Genomic DNA, 17,200 nt, shown 5'->3' on the forward strand with positions numbered 1-17,200 from the left:
GTCGGGGCGGGACCTCCCGACCGGTACCCGAGCCTCCCCGACACCCTGGGCGAGAGCCCCGCTCCACCGGTCTCCGTGCCTCCCCCGGCACCCCCGGCGGTCGCCGTCCCGCCTGATAGGTTCGCGTGCACACGCAGGCGGGGCGGCGGCCCGAGGGGAGAAGCGGCACATGGCGGCGAGCGGGCGACAGACCGGCAGGCCCACCCTGGAAGAGGTCGCGGCCCGGGCCGGAGTCGGCCGGGGGACCGTCTCCCGGGTCATCAACGGCTCCCCGAAGGTGAGCGAGCAGGCCAAGGCCGCCGTCGAACGGGCCGTCGCCGAGCTCGGCTACGTGCCCAACCGGGCCGCCCGCGCCCTCGCCGGAAGCCGCACCGACGCCGTCGCCCTGGTGATCCCCGAGACCGAGGCGCGGCTCTTCGCGGAGCCGTACTTCCTCGACATCATCCGCGGCGTCAGCACCGAACTCGCCGACGCCGACAAGCAGCTGCTCCTCACCCTCGTCCGCAGCGAGCAGGAGCGGCAGCGCTTCGAGCAGTACCTCGCCGCCCAACGCGTCGACGGCGTGCTCCTCGTCTCCGTGCACGCCGACGACCCGCTGCCCGACCAGGTCCGCGCCCTCGGCCTGCCCGCCGTCCTCAACGGCCGCCGCACCGAGGCCGAGCGCGTCGCGTTCGTCGACTCCGACAACACCGGCGCGGGCCGGACCGCCGTCGCCCACCTCGCCGCCCGCGGCCGCCGCGCGATCGCCACCGTCACCGGTCCCCTCGACATGTACGTGGCCCGCTGCCGCCTCGACGGCTACCGCGAGGGCCTGACCGGGGCCGGACTCGCGCCCGACGAGACGCTCGTCGCCACCGGGGACTTCACCGAGGAGGGCGGCCGGCGCGCCATGCGGGAACTCCTCGGCCGGCGCCCCGACCTGGACGCCGTCTTCGCCGCCTCCGACGTGATGGCGGCGGGCGCCCGGAGCGTGCTGCGCGAGGCGGGCCGCCGGGTCCCCGAGGACGTCGCCCTCGTCGGCGTCGACGACTCGGCCGTGGCCCGGCACATGGACCCGCCCCTGACCACCGTCCGCCAGCCCATCGAGGAGATGGGCCGCACCATGGCCCGTCTGCTGCTCCAGGAGATCGCGTCCCCGAGCGGCCCGGACGAGCAGCCCCGCCGGATGCTGCCCACCGAACTCGTGGTCCGCGCCTCCTCCTGACGCCGGACTCCCGCCCCCGGGCGCCGAGATGCAGCCCACCCCGGCGCCCCGGAGAATGGACCCCGTACGGGGTCCCTATCCGCGACCAGGGCGCTACCGACGGCGTCCGACCCGGCAAGGGGGCACAGGATGCCGCAGCGCGAGCCGATCCGGACGCACACCATGTCCGGGACACTGCGCCGCTGGACCCTGGTGTACCTCGTGATCGTGACCGGTCTGACGGTCGCCTACCTGAACTACCCCGACCGGCACACCATCCTCTGGGCGCTGATCGGTCTCAGCGGCGTCGTCGCCATCCTCATCGGCGTCCACCTCCACCGGCCCGCCCGGCGCTGGCCCTGGATGGTGCTCGCGGCGGCCAACCTCACCTTCGTGGGCGGCGACACCGCCTACAACGCGCTGGAGGCCTTCTTCGGGCAGACCCGGCCCTTCCCGTCCGTCGCCGACGCCCTCTACCTGGTCACCTACCCGCTGTTCGCGATCGGCCTGCTCGGATTCATCCGCTACCGGACCGTGGGCCGCGACCTCGCCGTGGTCCTCGACGCCCTCATCCTCACCTCGGGCCTCGCGCTGCTCTGCTGGGTCCATCTGATCAACCCCCTCGCCAGGAACGAGGACATGACCTGGACCGAGAAGGCCATCTCCATCGCCTATCCCCTCGGCGACGTGCTGATGCTGGCCATGCTCGCCCGGCTCCTCGTCCCCGGCGGGCTGCGCTCCCGGTCCGTCCAGCTCCTCACCCTCGGCACCTGCGGCATCCTCGCCTCCGACGTCATCTACAGCGTCCTCCAGCTGAAGGGCACCTGGCAGGTCGGCACTCCCTGGGACCTCGGCTGGGTCGTCTTCTTCACCGCCTGGGGCCTCGCCGCCCTCCACCCCTCCATGACCGGCCTCACCGAGCGCGCCCCCGAACCGGCCCCGCGCATCGCCGAGCGCCGTCTCGCCCTGCTCGCCGGCGCGTCCCTCGTCGCCCCCGCCCTGCTGCTCTTCCAGTCGCTGCGCCACGAGGAGAGCGAGGACATCGCCGTCATCGCGATCTTCTCGGCGATCATGTTCCTGCTGGTCCTCGCCCGGCTCTGGGGCATGATGAACGACCACGGCAAGGCCGAGGCGCGCGAGCGCAGCCTCCGGATCGCCGCCGCCTCCCTCGTCGCCGCCCTCAGCCCCCGCGAGGTCGCCGGAGCCGTCGAGACGGCCTCCGCCACCCTCTTCGGCCCCGGCACCTCCCACCGGGTGCTGCTCCTGACCCGGGACCGCCGCGGCGGCCTCACCGCGGTGCCCACGGCGGAACACCCCTGGAGCTGCCGCACGGACGCGCTGATCCGGCCCCGCGGCACCGACTGGTCGGAGCTCGTCACCGACGGCGCCCAGTTGCTTCCACTCACCCGGCTCGATCCGTCCGTCGCCGCCGAGATCACGCCCGAGACCCACGTCCTGCTCTGCCCCCTGGAGCTCCAGACCCCGGACGGACGCGAACCGCTCCTCGGCATCCTGCTCCTGGGCGGGCCCGAGAAGAAGCTCGCGGAGATCTCGGGCCCCGCCCAGTCCCTCGCCTCCCAGGCGGCCCTCGCCCTCGAACGCTTCGAGCTCAGCGAGGAGGTCAACCGCCGCACCAGCGAGGCCTACTTCCGCACCCTCGTCCACAACACCTCGGACGTCATCCTGATCGTCGACGACGACGACACCGTCCGGTACGCCAGCCCCTCGGCCGAGACCATGTTCGGCCGCTCCCCGCTGCCCGGCACCCCGCTCACCGACCTCGTCGCCCCGTCCGACACGGCCGGCGCCCTGCGCCTCGTCGCCGACGCGCGCGCCCGCGGCGCCGCCGACGCCCGGGACGACTGGAGGCTGCTGCACGGCGGCTCCGACGAGCTGGAGGTCGAGGTCCGGTGCAGCAACCTCCGCGACGAGCGCACCGTCCACGGCCTCGTCCTCACCCTGCGGGACGTCACCGAGCAGCGGAAGCTGGAACGGGAGCTGACCCACCGGGCCTTCCACGACTCCCTCACCGGGCTCCCCAACCGGGTCCTGCTCCTCGAACGCATCGAGCGTGCCCTGCTCCGGGGCCGCCGCGAGTCCACCCTGACCTGCATGCTCTTCGTCGACCTCGACGACTTCAAGGTCGTCAACGACACCATGGGGCACTCCGTCGGCGACGAACTGCTCGTCGCCGTCGCCCGCCGCCTCACCTCGGTCCTGCGGCTCACCGACACCGCCGCCCGGCTCGGCGGCGACGAGTTCGCCGTCCTCATCGAAGGAGCCCGCGAGCCCCGCGACGCCGAGGCCCTCGCGGCCGAGATCGTGCACACCCTCAGCCAGCCGTTCCACCTCACCGACGGCGCCGTCTCCGTGTCGACCAGCGTCGGCATCGCGACCGTCCTCGACAGCGCCCACGCCGAGGAACTCCTCGGCCACGCCGACCTCGCCCTCTACGCCGCCAAGGCCGCAGGCAAGAAGCGGTGGCGGCTCTTCCACCCCGAGCTGCACTCCCGGCTCGTCGCCCGCCACGAACTCCAGGCGGGCATGGACACCGCCATCACCGACCACGCCTTCGCCCTGCGCTACCAGCCCATCGTCGAGGTCGACGGCGGCGCCCCGGCCGGTTTCGAAGCGCTGATCCGCTGGCCGCACGCCCGGCGCGGCATGGTCCCGCCCGACCAGTTCATCACCCTCGCCGAGGAGAGCGGCCACATCATGCCGCTGGGCGCCTGGGTCCTCGAACACGCGGCGCTCGACATCGCCCGCTGGCAGCGCTCCCACCCCCGCCGCACCCCGCTGCGCGCCAACGTGAACGTCTCCGCGCGGCAGTTCCGCGACCCCGGGTTCCTCGACGAGGTGCGGCGCGCCCTGCACTCCTCCGGGCTCGCCCCCGGCTCGCTCGTCCTGGAACTCACCGAGAGCGTCCTCATGCGCAGGGACGCCCAGATCAGGACCACCATGGCCGCCCTGAAGGAGCTCGGCGTGGCCATCGCCATCGACGACTTCGGCACCGGCTTCTCCTCGCTCAGCTATCTCCGCGAGTTCCCCATCGACGTCCTCAAGGTCGACAAGTCGTTCATCGACGACATCACCACCGACCCGCAGCAGGTGGCGCTCGTGGAGGGCATCGTGCGCATCGCCGACGTCCTCGGCCTCCAGGTCGTCGCCGAGGGCATCGAGCACGAGGAACAGCGGTCGCTGCTCGCCGAGATGGGCTGCCAGTACGGCCAGGGCTACCTCTTCGCCCGCCCCATGACCGCCCACCAGGCCGACTCCTATCTGCACCACGCCCCGTCGAGGGCGGCCGGACCCGCCGCCCGGCCCCCCGACCGGCCCGTCGTCCGGCTCGCGGGATCCACGCCCGCCGTCCCCACCGTCCGGCCGCCGCGCGAGCCCCGCTGGCGGGACCTGCAACACCTCCAGCGGACCAGCCTCATGTGCGACGCCGTCATCGACGAGATCGACGGCCGCCGCATCCGCGTCGGCGACGACTGGCTCGTCGACTTCGCCTCGTGCAACTACCTCGGATTCGACCTGGAACCCGAGATCATCGACGCCATCGGACCCGAGGTCCACCGCTGGGGCACCCACCCCAGCTGGTCCCGGCTCATCGGCAGCCCGCGGCTCTACCCGCGCATCGAGGAGCGGCTCACCGAACTGCTCGGCGCCCCCGACACCCTGCTGCTGCCCACCATCACCCTCATCCACCAGTCCGTCATCCCGATCCTCGCCGGCACCGGCCAGGTCTTCGTCGAGGCGCAGGCCCACCGCACCGTGTACGACGGAGCGGTCGGGGCCCGCGGGCAGGGCGCCGAGATCCACCGCTTCCACGCCGACCGGCCGGACGAACTGGCCTCGCTGCTGCGCGGCGCGCCCGCCGACGCCGCCCGGCTCGTCTGCATGGACGGCGTCAACAGCATGACCGGCAACTACCCCGACCTGCCGCTCCTGGCCCGCGTCTGCCGGGAGAACGGCGCCCTGCTGTACGTCGACGACGCCCACGGCTTCGGTGTCATCGGCGAACGCCGCCCCGGCGAGAGCAGCCCGTACGGCTCGCGCGGGAACAGCATCGTCCGCCACTTCGGCGAGACCTACGACAACCTGGTCCTCGTCGGCGGCTTCTCCAAGGCCTTCTCCTCGCTGCTCGCCTTCCTCGCCGTACCGAAGCGGCTCAAGGACCACCTCAAGGTGGCGGCGGCCCCCTACCTGTACTCGGGCCCCTCGCCGACCGCCTCGCTCGCCACCGCCCTCGCCGGACTCGACCTCAACGACGAGCGCGGCGACGAGATCAGGGCCCGTCTGCACCGGATGACGGCCCGTGTCCTCGCGCACGTGCGGGCGCTCGGCATCGACACCCCCAACACGGACGGCCTGCCGATCGTCGAGATCCCGCTCGGCGACGCCGCGGACCTGGACGCCGTCGCCGCCTTCCTCTGGGAGAAGGGCGTCTACGTCACCCTCGCGTCCTACCCGCTGGTCCCGCGCGACCGGGTGGGCTTCCGCGTCCAGGTCACCGCGGCCAACACCGACGAGGAGATCGAGCAGCTGTGCGCCGCCCTCACGGAGCTCGCCGCGCGCTTCGCCCTCCAGTCCGCCGCGACCACCCGTCCCGTCACCGCGGGAAGGACGGCGGAGGAGTGAGGGACCGCCGTCCGCCGGTCCCGCGGGCGAGGGACCCGCTCCGCCGCAACCGGGACGCCGACTGGGACGCCTGGCCGGTCGACGCCTACCTCGCCGAGAACTACCGCCTGCTCCACCCCCTGGACGTCGGCGTCATCCGCCACCACGCGGCCGTCTACCGGCGGTTCGCCCCCGGCAGCCTGCCGCGCACCCTGGAACTCGGCGCGGGCCCCAACCTGTACCCGCTGATGCTCGCCGGGGCCGCCAGTCTCCGGATCGACGCCCTCGAACCCGGCGCCGCCGGCGTGCGCTACCTGCGCGCCCAGCTCGACCACGGCGTCGACGACAGCTGGGAGCCCTTCTACGCCCTGTGCCGCTCCCTCGACCCCGCCCTCCCGGAGCGGTCCGCCGAGGCGCTGCGACGGGTGCGCGTCCGGCGGGGCACCGCCGCCGACCTGGAACCGGGGAGCTACGACCTCGCCTCGATGAACTTCGTCGCCGAGAGCGTCACCGAGGACGCCGAGGAGTTCGCCGCCCTCTGCGGGGCCTTCGTCGCAGCCGTGCGCCCCGGCGGCACCCTCCTCGCCTCCTTCATGGAGCGCATGCCGAGCTACCGCATCGGCACCGGCCCGGTCTGGCCCGCCTGCCCCGTCGACGAACACGCCCTGCGGGCCGTGTTCGCCCCCCGCACCACCGGCCTGCGGATCACCCGGCTCGCCAAGGACCCCACCCTGCCCGAGTACGGGGACAGCGGCGTCCTGCTGCTCACGGCCGAACGGCCCGCCGCGCCCGCCGCCTCCGCCGCACCGGGTCAGGGGTGACTCCGGATCGTCTCGGCGTACCGGTCGAGCGAGGAGCCCGGCGTCCCGTCGTACAGGTTCCGGTCGAAGGCCCACATCATGCCCTCCAGCCCGCAGGACGCCATCTGCCGGTACGCCGTGTCGGTCACCCCGTCGTGGTAGGGGGCGATCTGCGGCCCCGCGCTCTCCCCGGCCAGCCGGGTGAAGCCCGCGCTCCGGGCCACCGCCGTGACCCAGCGCGCCGACGACCAGGCGCGTACCGCCGCGTCGTCCGGCGCCGACACGTCGACCCGGGCGTCGCCGGGCGCGCAGCCGTCGTCCTCGGGCGTGCCCGTGCCGTCCACCAGGGCGGTGGTGACGATCCGTACGGTGTCCCGGTGCTCGACCCGGCCCAGGGTCAGGAAGTAGCCCGCCCCGCGGCCGACCAGCCCGATCGCGGGAGAGCCGGCCAGCCGGGCGCCGACGGCCGCCCGCAGGTCGGAGGGGTAGAAGCCGGCGCCGGGCACGAGCACCTTGAGCCGGCCCCGGTAGCCGAGCGAGGTGTACAGGTCGATCTGCCAGTTCACGGCCCCGGCGAGGGCTCCCTCGTACCAGGCGTACCAGCGGGCCACGTCCTCGGAGGTGAACGGACGCCCGCGGTAGGTGCGTTCACCGGGCCGCCAGCCCGGGAACGGCGAACTGGCCTGCGCGTGGCTGTCGTACGCCCAGAACGCGGCCCGTCCCTCGCCTCCCGGCGACGGCTCCGGATAGGTGAACTCGCCGGTCTCGTCGACGCCGAGCCGCACGGCCCAGAAGGTGTCGAGGCCGATCAGGCGGTCCACCGCGCGCACGTAGTCGGCGACCCCGGCGCGCACCGGTGCGCTGAAGACGATGTTCGGGGTGGCCGTGGACCGCCGCCCGGCCTGGTCGGTCCAGACCGACTCCGGGTAGGCGTCCGACAGCCAGGACGGGGCGTGGTTGAGCCCGAGACCGGCTTCGACGAGCAGCCCCGCGTCCCGGAAGGCGGCGACCCGGTCCCGTACCTCGCGCGCGTACCCCTCGTCGTACACGCCCGGCTCCGGTTCGAGCCGCTCCCAGTCGATCTGGAGGTGCGCGACCCGGATGCCGTGCTCGTACTCGGTGCGCGCCCGGTCCGGATCGGTCTGGAGCGTGCCGTACCAGTACGGCGCCGGGCTCGGGTCCGCGCGCCGCAGCCCCCCGAGCGCCCCCACCAGCAGCAGGATCACCACGAGGGCCACCAGCGACCCCGGCCGGGCTCCCGTCCGCCACGGCGCCGTCACGACAGGAGCTCCCGGTAGAGCGCCGCGTACCGGGCGGCGAACCGCTCGGGACCGAAGTGGTCCTCGACCAGGGCGCGGCCCCGCTCCGCGAGCACGTCCCAGGAGCGCGGCCGGGCCAGCAGCCACGCCAGCTGCTGCCCGGTGCGGCGCCCGTCGCCCGCCGGGGCGCGCAGCACGGCTGGGCCGAAGTCGGCGAACTGGGGCAGGTCGCTGAGGATCGAGGGCCGCCCGGAGGCCAGCGCCTGGAGCACCGTGAGCGGGATGTCCGCCTTCCCGCCGAGCACGGCCGGCGGGAACAGCAGCACCTGGACGGAGGCCAGCAGCGCGTGCATGTCGTCGACGTACCCGAGCACCTCGACGTCCGGCAGCCCGGCCGCGCCGGCCCGCTCCCGCAGCGCCTCGTCGAGGGCCTCGCCGTCCTGTCCCGGCCGGGCCCGCATGGCCAGCACCAGCCGGAACCTGGCCCCTTCCCGATGGGCCTCCGCCGCCGCCTCGATCGCGGTCTCCGCGCCGCCGTGCGGATCGTGGTGCCCGGCGAAGAGCACCGCGGGGAACCCCTCGGGGCGCGGCAGGTACGGCCACGCGTCGAGGCCGATCATGGGCGGTACGACCCGGACGTCCCCGAAGTCGGCGGCCCGCAGCCTGCGCGCCATCGACTCGGACAGGGCCACCGTCGTCCCGAGCGGACGGGTCCTGCGGAGGTGGCGGTTGTCCATCACGCCCGGCACGGTGTGCACGACGGGCCGGCCGCCGAGCAGCAGCGGGCGCAGCCAGGAGAAGACCGGGAAGGTGCGGCCGATGGTCAGGAAGGCGTGCACCAGGTCGACCCGGCGGGCGAACACGGCCCCGGCGGCGGCGGACTGCAACCGCTCGGGGACGTGCGGCACGCCGTCCAGGGACAGGACGCGGACCGGCCGGCCGCGCCGCGGAGCGGGCTGCCGCCCGGTGGGCCACTGGGCGAACCAGACGAAGTCCACTCCGGGCAGCGTCCCGAGGACGTCGGCGGCGAGCCGCACGTCACCCCCCTCCGACCCGTCCAGCGGACTGCTGGTCAGGAGCAGGACCCGGGGCCGCTCACCGCGGCGCATCGGGCGCCTCCCCCCGGGGCGGCTCCGGCGCCGGGAGCACCGGCCCGGCCGTGGAGCCGGTCACGGCGAGGCGGGCCAGGTCGGGACCGGGCAGCGGCGACGGCAGCCGGTACAGGGCGAGCGTGCCGTACATGGGGCCGTGCGAGGCGGTGACGGGCGTCAGCCCGTCCGTCAGCCTCCGGACCTCGGCGGGCGTGGAGCTGCCGTAGCCCTGGTCGACGACCCGCCAGGGCACGATCAGGTAGTCGGCGCCCTCGGCGGCGCGCTCGCCGGGCGTCACCCAGTGGCCCAGCCGATAGGTGTCGTCGAGGATCCACTCCGTCACGCCCCGGGTCCGCTGCCCGTCGACGGTGACGACGGCGGTGCCCGCCGGGACGTGCGTGAGCAGGTAGGCGCGGAGGCGCTGGAAGCCGTCGTCGGGCGTCCACCGGTTCTGGGCGTAGACGGCGGCGGGGACGGCGAGCACGGCGACCAGTGCCCCGACGGCCAGGGCGCGCGGCCCGCGGCGGTGCCGGGACGGCAGGCGGACCGTCACGGCGAGCGCCACCAGGTTCGGCACGAACAGCAGGTACAGGGCCTGCTCCTCCAGGGTGCCGAGGGTCAGCGCGTACCCCAGGGTGACGATGGCGGAGGCCTGGAAGAGGGTGAGCAGCCGGTACACGGGCCCCTTGCGCCGCCACAGCAGCACCAGGGCCACCGGTGTCAGGGCGAGCAGCAGGTACGTGACCGCGTAGGCCGGGAACTCGTCGAGGAGCCGGCCCGAGAGCGAGGGCGTGCCCGCCGCGTTGAAGCCCGTCTCCTGCACCATCCCGAGCAGCCGCCGCACCCCGGACGTCTTCGCGTCCCAGAAGACGCCGAAGTGTCCGAAGCCCGCGACGAGGCCGACGTACACGGCGTACGGAAGCAGCGTCATGGGAAGCGTCAGTGCCAGCAGGCGCCGGGGCGGTCCCCAGCCGAGCGCCAGGGCGGCCAGCAGCGGCAGCACGGTGATCAGCGTCGCGTGGTCCTTCGTCAGGACGGCCAGGCCGAGGAAGAGCCCGGCGAGCAGGGCGCGGGCGCGGGGGCGGCCGGGCGGATCGGGACGGGCGAGGCCCACCAGCACCAGGTAGCCGGCCAGGATCCACATCATGGTGGCCGTCTCCAGGAGCACCCGGTCGTTCTGCCGGATGCAGAACTGGTCCAGGGCGAAGACCAGTCCGGCCAGGGCGCCCGCGCCCGGCGAGCGCACCCGGGCGACGAGGAGGACGAGGAGGGCCGCGGTGACGCCGGCGAGCAGGGAGTTCAGCACCCGGGAGGAGTGCACGCCCGCGATGATGTCCGCGTGGTCCCCGACGAGCTTGATCCAGCCGGCCTGGAGGTAGAAGTCGCCGGGCGGGTGCAGGAAGAACAGGCCCTCGCCGGTCCGGGGGAAGCCGCCCGCGGCGGCGCTCTCGCCGAGACGCCGGTAGATCGGTTCGTCGATGAACACGTCCCCGGCGCGCCCGATCTCCACCAGGCGCAGCGTCACCGTGAGCAGCGCCGCCAGGGCCGCGTACACCCCCGCGGGGACGGGGCCCCGGGGCAGACGCGGGCGCGCGGTCCGCGGCCGGGTCCGTGCGGTCCCGGCGGGCGCGGGGGCGGTGCGGGGGACGGTCACGGCACACCCCCGGCGGTCCTGGCCCGGCTGCCGGGCGGCCGTGCGACGGGCAGGGGCGCGGCTCCGGGGCCCGCCTCGGACACCAGGTACACCTCGGGCGAGCACGGCACGCGCCCTCGGGGGAACAGCGCGCCGGCCTGCGTCCCGTAGCCCTGGATCAGCTCCGCCTTCCGGTCGAGGTCCCGCTCCCACGTGTGGGCGACCAGCCGGTGGCGGCGGATGAACTCCGCTTCGGCGGCAGCCGACTGGTTGTACGGGAAGTCGCTGTAGTACACGATCCGGCGGCCGCTGCGCTCGGCGGCGCAGCGGACCAGGACGTGGTCCGCGTGCCCGCCCACGGCCAGCGGCGCCAGGACCAGGCCGCCCGAGCCGGCGGGCAGCAGCGCGTCGATGGTCTCCCCGACCGCGCGCAGGACCTCGGCGTCGTGCGCGGAGATCCGGCCCCGGGTCAGGTGCAGCCGGTACGTGGGGTACACGTGCGCCACCTCGGGCAGCAGCCGGGCCAGGCCCCCGGTGCCCGGGCGGGGCCGGGGCAGCCGCCGGAACAGCCCGTCGACCAGGCCCGCGTGGTGCGGGTCGACGCCGAGCAGCTCCAGGACCCGCAGGTCCTCCGCCCGCCGCTCGGCGAACAGCGCCTCCGCGTCCCCGGCACGGGTCTGCCTCAGGTACATCCGCCCCGACAGGGTGTACGGCGGTGGCGTGGCCTCCGTGAACAGCGAGGCCACCGTCACCGGGGCCCGCCGCCCCGCCCAGCCCAGCAGCGCGCCGCAGGACAGGACGGCGTCGTCCAGGTGCGGCGACAGCACCAGCACCGGGACGCGGGAGCCGACGAGGGTGCGGACAAACCCCGTCAGCGGATCGTCTGCCATGACGCACCCCTCCTCCTCGGCCGCCGCGCGGCGGCGGGCGAGTCCACCAGCCGGTGGGCCAGCGCCAGATACCGGCCCGTCATCTCGTCCCAGGTGTAGTGCCGCGCCGCGATCCCGGCGCGGTGGCCGAGGCGGCGGCGCAGCGCCGTGTCCGTGGCGAGCTCGGTCATGCGCGCCCCGAACGCCGCCACGTCGAACGGCCGCACGGCCACGTCGCCGCCGTCGCGCATCCAGCGCAGCGCGGGCAGGTCGAAGTGCAGGACGGGCTTGCCGTACGACATGCCCTCCAGGGCCACCAGGCCGAAGGTCTCGTGCCGCGAGGGCATCACCAGGAACGCGCTGTCGCGGAGCAGTTGGCGCTTGCGCTCCCCCTCGGCGAAGCCCACCCAGTGGATCCTCGGCCGGGGCCCGCGGGCGTGCGCCGCGACCAGCGCGGCGAGACGGCGCTCCTCGACGGCGGTGCCGCTGCCCGCGAGCAGCAGGTCGAGCGGGGGCCGCGCCCGGTCGTAGGCGTCGAGCAGCAGGTCGATGCCCTTGACCCAGGTGTCGATCCGGCCCAGGAAGAGGATGAACCGCCCGGAACCGAGCGGGGACTCCTCGGGCGGGCGCTGCTCCACCCCGTTGGGGATGACCTGGACGTCGGCCCGGGGGCTGTGCCGGCGGATCGCCGTCCCGTCGGCGGCGTTCAGCGCCACGAGGTGCCGGTAGCAGCGCAGTCCGAGCCGTTCGACCAGGAAGAACGGCAGGTGGTAGCGGTCCGACAGGGTCTCCGCGCTGCGCCCCTGGTCGATGCCGACCACGGGTGCGCGCGTCGTCAGGGGCAGGAAGCTCGTCGAGAACGGGGGCGTGAAGCTCTCCAGCCACAGGTCGTGCCGGATCCGGCGGGACACGACCGGCAGCGCCATCAGGAACAGCAGCTGTCCCGCGCGCGGACCGGCCCGGCCCACCGGCAGCCGGACGTACCGGACGCCGTCCCGGTCCTCGGTGCCGCCGTGGCGTCCCGCCGTCACGACGGTCACCCGGAAGTCCTCGGCGAGCCGCCGCGCCACCTTGCCGACGACCAGCGCGCCGCCGCCCCGGTAGGCGGGGTTGTCCGCGTCGTCGTAGATCGAGACCACCACGTGCGGCCGGTCCCCGGCCGCGCCGCCCTCCGGCGCACCGGCGGCCCGCTCCCGGGCCCGCAGGGCGCCGAGGATCCGCTCCAGTGCGGTGCCCGCCACCAGGGACGGGGCCCGCTCGCCGTCGAGGTGCGTGATCCCCGCCAGCCGCCGCGACCAGGTGCGGTAGCGGGCCCACCAGGCGGTCGGCGGCCCCGCGCTCTCCTCCCAGCCGCGGGCCCGGAGGGTCTCGGGACCGGTCTCGACGAGCAGCGTCAGACCGTACCGGCCGGCGATCCGGCGGAAGGCGGCCGCCGCCCCGGAGGAGGCCGGCGGGTCGAACTTGACCAGCCCGTCGAGCGGTCCGCGGTCGGTCACGACCACGGCCTGCCCGCCGTGCGCCCGGACCCGCGCGAGCAGCCGGGCCGAGGTGAGCCGGGCCGCGAGTTCTCCCGCGTCCAGGAACGCGTGGGCGGCGTGCGCTCGGGACGCCAGGGCCTCGGGATCCGTGGCGCGCCGTGCCCGCCGGTCCCCGTCCTCCCGCGCGCGGGGCGGAGCCGGGAACCTGCGGCACAGGAAGCAGCCGTAGCCGTAGGTCGTGACGGTGGTGACCCCGCGCTCGCGGAGCAGCGTCGAGAGCCGTCGCACCAGCGAGGACTTGCCCGCCCCGTCCGGCCCCGACACCGCGACGAGCAGCGGGCCCCGGAAGGTCGTCATGGCACCCGCCTCCGCAGCTTCTTGGTCATCACCAGGGGGACGCGCAGGGACGCCTCACGGGTCGCGGCCCGGATCCGGCCCGCGCCGAGGAGGTGCCCGGAGTGCTCGGCCCCGGCCCGGAGGGACGTTCCCACGGGCAGCGGCAGCGGCAGCGGGACGGGCTCGCCCCGGTCGAGCCTCGCCATCGCCTCGACGGCCACGCCGAGCGCCGCACGGCCGCCCGCGCTCCAGCCCTCGCGGGCGGCCTCCCGGTGGGCCTCCGCGATCACTTCGGGGCACAGCAGGGGCCGCAGCGCGAGGAGTTCGGAGAGGTCCAGGGTGAGGTTCTGGAAGAGGGCGTGCGCCAGCCAGATCCGCAGCCGGTCGGAAGGACACGGCGTCAGCCAGGCGTGCCCGCCGGCCTCGCCGTCGGCGTGCGCGGACCGCTCGGCGCGCGCGAAGAGCCGCTCGGTGGGCACCACCGGAACGCCGAACCACGAGACCGAGCCGTGCAGATGGGCCGCGGGGCCGCGCGCCGGTTCCAGGAGCACCTTGCTGGTGCGCTCCAGCCAGTACGTCGTGCGGTGCGCGTACCAGCCGTCGAGCGCGTCCTGCGCCGCCGGGAGCCGGCCCGGGGGCACCACCAGGTCGAAGTTGCCGTACACGTAGTCGCCGCCGAGGTCGGCCTTGATGAGGACGGTCGGGATGCCCGCCGTCCGCAGCCGGTCGGTGGACTCCACCAGGTTGCGCCGGAACTGACTGGTCGCGCACTCGACCTCGTCGAGGGTCGCCGCGAGCTGGCGGGGATAGGCGCGGGCCAGCCGCCCCTCCACCTGGTTGAGCCGGGCCGCGGCCAGCGCGCCGAGCAGCTCCTCGTCGCCGGCGGGCCGGACACGGCCCCGCCACACGGCGTCGACGAGCAGCGGTACGGCCCGCTCGTCGTGGGCCGCGGCCCGTGCTGTCGGCCGCTCGCCGGGCACCGGCGCCGGTGTCCCGGGCCGTCCGGGGCCGGACTCCGCGGCCGGGTCGGGGGACGCGGCCCCGGCGGCCTCCCCGGCGGCTCCGGCCGCCGGGACGGGCGAGCCGCGCCGTCCGAAGAAGCGCCACAGCGCGACGCCCGTCACCACCACGGCGGCGCCGAACCAGGCGAGGGTGTAAGGGCGGAGCAGCGCCATGGCCGCGGCGAGTCCGAGCAGCGGCAGCACCACCCGGCCGAAGGGCCGCTCCGCCACCCCGAAGCCGTGGCGACGGGCGTGCCGCACCACGATCAGCACCAGGGCCGTGACCGTCCCGCACAGCCCGCCGACCGCCATCCCGAGCACGCCGCCGACGGCCCAGCCGGACAGCAGGGCCGTCACGTACACGACGAGCCCGACGAGGAGCGTCCGCAGGCACCCGTAGTCGTTGACCGCCTGGGCGAAGGTCACGAGCAGGGCGAGCGCGCCGAGGGCCAGGCCCGAAGCCGCCGTGCAGGTCAGCAGGGTGGAGACCATGGAGTACCCCGGGGGGAAGATCCTGGTGAGCAGGGCGCCCGGCGCCGTCGCGGCCACCACCGTCAGCGGGAGGGCCACCGTGAGGTACATCCGCAGGGCGCTCGCGGTGAGCGGATCGCCCGCCCCGCGCCGCGACAGCGCGGGCAGGAAGGCGATGGAGACGGCGCCGGCCAGGAAGAGCGGGACCCGGCCGAGCATCACGGCCGCCTGGTAGCTCGCCGCGGCCGACCGGTCGGTGGGCAGCATCGCGACGAGCACGACGTCCACGGCCGCGAGCATCGCGACCACGCCCTGGATCGAGGCGACCCCCATCGCGCGCCGCCACAGCCGACGGTCGGCGCTCACCGCCCGCCACGGGCGGCGCTGCGCGTCGGGGAAGCGGCGGGGCCGGAAGAAGACGTACGGCAGGACGGCGATCCCGAAGGCCGCGAGGGCGCCCGTCTCGCCCATGCCGAGCGCGGTGACGAAGAACAGGCCCACCCCGAACTTGAGGGCGGCCTCCAGGGCGGTCAGCACGGCCAGCGTCCGCAGCCGCTCGGTGCCCTGGAGCCAGCCCACGCTCACCCGGGTGACGTAGACGGCCATGGTGCCGCCGGCGATGACGAGCGTCGTCACGGCGCTCGCGAACTCCATGGACACGGCCGCCACCACGACCGCCGCGACGGTGCCGCCCGCGAAGGCGGTGACCACGGCGAAGCGGACCGCCTCGCCGCGCTCGGCGTCCGAACCGGCGCGCGCCAGGGCCTGCGCGAGCATCCACGGCACGGTGACCACGGCCACCGCGGCGGTGCAGACGATGAGGCCCTGGCCCGCGGCGAAGGTGGCGTACCCGGAGACGTCCAGGAGCCGGGTGAGGATCAGGGAGTACGCGTAGTTCAGCGCGCCGACCACGACCACGGCCGTGCCGATCCAGCGCGCGCCGTGCACCGCCGTGGCCTCGTCCTGGTGGACCGGCGGCCGGGTGGTGACGGAGCCGGCGGGCCTCACGGCCGCCTCCCCGGTGCCCGCCCCGCGGCGGACCCGTCGCCGGGCTCCGCCGTACCGAGCAGGACGTCGTGACCGTTCGCCAGGAAGACGTCCGCGTCGGCGACGGCGAGGCGGCGCAGGGCGCTCAGCGCCCGCACCTCGTCGCAGCCGTGCAGGAGGAGCCGGAAGGCGTCGCCCTCGCGCCGCCAGACGTCGGTCTGACGCAGGGAGCCCCGTACCGCCCGCTCGGTCGCGTCCGGGTCGGGCGAGGTGAAGCGGGTGAGCACCGAGAGGTCGCTCGCGCCGCGCCGGGTGCGCCGGTGGCGGTGGGTGCGCTGGAGGTCCTCAAGGACGACCTGCGCGAGGCGCTCGGCGCTGGCGTCCCAGGAGAAGGCGGCGGCCCAGGCCCGGCACCGGAGTGCGGCCAGGCGCCGCGCCTCCGCCGTGGACAGCGCGTCCAGGGCGGCCGCGACGCCGTCGGCGAGGTCGGCGCCGGGGTCGAGCAGCCAGCCGTTGACCCCCGGCCGGATCGCGTCCCGCAGCCCCGGCACGTCGAAGGCGAGGGCGGGGGTGCCGACGGTGTTCGCCTCGATGACGGCGAGGCCCCAGCCCTCGGCGACGGACGGCACCACCGTCAGCCACGCGTGGTGGAACAGCTCCTGCTTGCGGGCGTCGCCGACGCGTCCGTGGAAGACGACGGCGGAGCCCACGCCCAGTTCGGCGGCGAGCTTCCGCAGCCGCTCCGCCTCGGGTCCGTCGCCGCACACGTCGACGCGGAGTCCGGGGCGGCGGCGCAGCAGCGCGGGCACGGCCCGCAGGATCAGGTCGACCCGCTTCTGCGGGACGAGCCGGCTGACGACGGTCAGCGCGGGGACGGGGGAGCGGTGCCCGGCCGGGGGCGTGGGCGCGGGGCCTGGGCGTCCGTTCGGGACGATGTGGATCGGATTGCCGAAGCCGAGTTCGCGGCGGGCGCCCTCGCGGGTCGAGGGCGAGACGACGACCACCGGCCGGCCCCGGTAGACCTGTCGGCTGACCTGCTTCTCCAGCACCCGGCCGACCGAGTTGAGGGGCCAGCGGAACCGGGTGTCGAACTGCCGCTGGTGCACGTGGTGGATGACGCAGATGTCGGCGGTCCAGCGGGGTGTGAACAGCGGGGAGAAGAACGGGATGCCGTTCTGGAAGTCGACCACGGCGTCGTACGCGTGACGGTTCCTCAGCAGATGGGCGGCGGCCGACGCGTACACGCCGAAGGTGCCGCCGGCCCGCACGATGCGGATCCCGTCGCGGAACTCACGGGCGGGCGAGCCGGGGTACCGCGAGGAGACGAGGGTGACGCGGGCGCCGGCCGTCGCGAACCGCCGGGCGATCTCCCAGCAGTACGCCTCGGCTCCGCCCGCGTCCGGGTGGGACGGGTCGCGCCAGTTGAGGAAGGCGAGGTCGGTGCGGGCGAGGCGGTCGAGTGCGGTCACGGC

Annotated in this window: 10 protein-coding genes; 3 read left to right on the top strand and 7 right to left on the bottom strand. The window is 75.2% G+C overall.

Annotated elements, in window-relative coordinates; translation table 11 throughout:
* Positions 1-169 precede the first annotated feature (169 nt).
* The 3 genes from ACFYXU_RS14540 to ACFYXU_RS14550 all read left to right on the top strand — a co-directional run bounded on the left by ACFYXU_RS14540 (position 170) and on the right by ACFYXU_RS14550 (position 6,624).
* Positions 170-1,204 (top strand): LacI family DNA-binding transcriptional regulator, encoded by a 1,035-nt coding sequence (locus ACFYXU_RS14540; RefSeq protein ID WP_361401749.1) that lies wholly within the window; start codon positions 170-172, stop codon positions 1,202-1,204.
* A 129-nt stretch (positions 1,205-1,333) separates the two neighbouring features.
* Complete coding sequence (locus ACFYXU_RS14545; protein WP_389457857.1) at positions 1,334-5,824, top strand: aminotransferase class I/II-fold pyridoxal phosphate-dependent enzyme; 4,491 nt, start codon at positions 1,334-1,336, stop codon at positions 5,822-5,824.
* Positions 5,821-6,624: a class I SAM-dependent methyltransferase gene (locus ACFYXU_RS14550; protein WP_389406539.1), complete on the top strand. Its 804-nt coding sequence runs from the start codon at positions 5,821-5,823 to the stop codon at positions 6,622-6,624. The genes ACFYXU_RS14545 and ACFYXU_RS14550 overlap by 4 nt, the downstream gene beginning before the upstream one ends.
* On the opposite strand, the gene ACFYXU_RS14555 is transcribed toward ACFYXU_RS14550, so the two are convergent.
* The 7 genes from ACFYXU_RS14555 to ACFYXU_RS14585 are packed head-to-tail and all read right to left on the bottom strand — an operon-like array spanning position 6,615 to position 17,197.
* On the bottom strand, positions 6,615-7,883 hold the full coding sequence (locus tag ACFYXU_RS14555) for a beta-galactosidase (RefSeq protein WP_376512145.1): 1,269 nt from the start codon (positions 7,881-7,883) through the stop codon (positions 6,615-6,617). The two genes, ACFYXU_RS14550 and ACFYXU_RS14555, sit on opposite strands and share 10 nt — an antisense overlap.
* The gene (locus tag ACFYXU_RS14560; protein ID WP_389457859.1) at positions 7,880-8,971 is read right to left on the bottom strand and encodes a glycosyltransferase family 4 protein; all 1,092 of its coding nucleotides are present in this window, start codon (positions 8,969-8,971) and stop codon (positions 7,880-7,882) included. Before ACFYXU_RS14560 ends, ACFYXU_RS14555 begins: the two co-directional genes overlap by 4 nt.
* Positions 8,958-10,607, bottom strand: coding sequence for a phospholipid carrier-dependent glycosyltransferase (locus tag ACFYXU_RS14565; protein ID WP_389457861.1), 1,650 nt, complete (start codon positions 10,605-10,607; stop codon positions 8,958-8,960). Before ACFYXU_RS14565 ends, ACFYXU_RS14560 begins: the two co-directional genes overlap by 14 nt.
* Positions 10,604-11,476, bottom strand: coding sequence for a PIG-L deacetylase family protein (locus ACFYXU_RS14570; protein ID WP_389457863.1), 873 nt, complete (start codon positions 11,474-11,476; stop codon positions 10,604-10,606). Before ACFYXU_RS14570 ends, ACFYXU_RS14565 begins: the two co-directional genes overlap by 4 nt.
* A complete protein-coding gene (locus ACFYXU_RS14575; protein ID WP_389457865.1) occupies positions 11,458-13,290 on the bottom strand; it encodes a glycosyltransferase in 1,833 nt (610 codons plus the stop codon). Before ACFYXU_RS14575 ends, ACFYXU_RS14570 begins: the two co-directional genes overlap by 19 nt.
* Positions 13,287-15,749, bottom strand: coding sequence for a lipopolysaccharide biosynthesis protein (locus tag ACFYXU_RS14580; protein ID WP_389457867.1), 2,463 nt, complete (start codon positions 15,747-15,749; stop codon positions 13,287-13,289). The genes ACFYXU_RS14575 and ACFYXU_RS14580 overlap by 4 nt, the downstream gene beginning before the upstream one ends.
* The gene (locus tag ACFYXU_RS14585; RefSeq protein ID WP_389457869.1) at positions 15,746-17,197 is read right to left on the bottom strand and encodes a glycosyltransferase family 4 protein; all 1,452 of its coding nucleotides are present in this window, start codon (positions 17,195-17,197) and stop codon (positions 15,746-15,748) included. Before ACFYXU_RS14585 ends, ACFYXU_RS14580 begins: the two co-directional genes overlap by 4 nt.
* Between the last annotated feature and the right edge of the window lie 3 nt (positions 17,198-17,200).

The organism is Streptomyces sp. NPDC002232 (assembly GCF_042890295.1).
Taxonomy (GTDB): domain Bacteria; phylum Actinomycetota; class Actinomycetes; order Streptomycetales; family Streptomycetaceae; genus Streptomyces.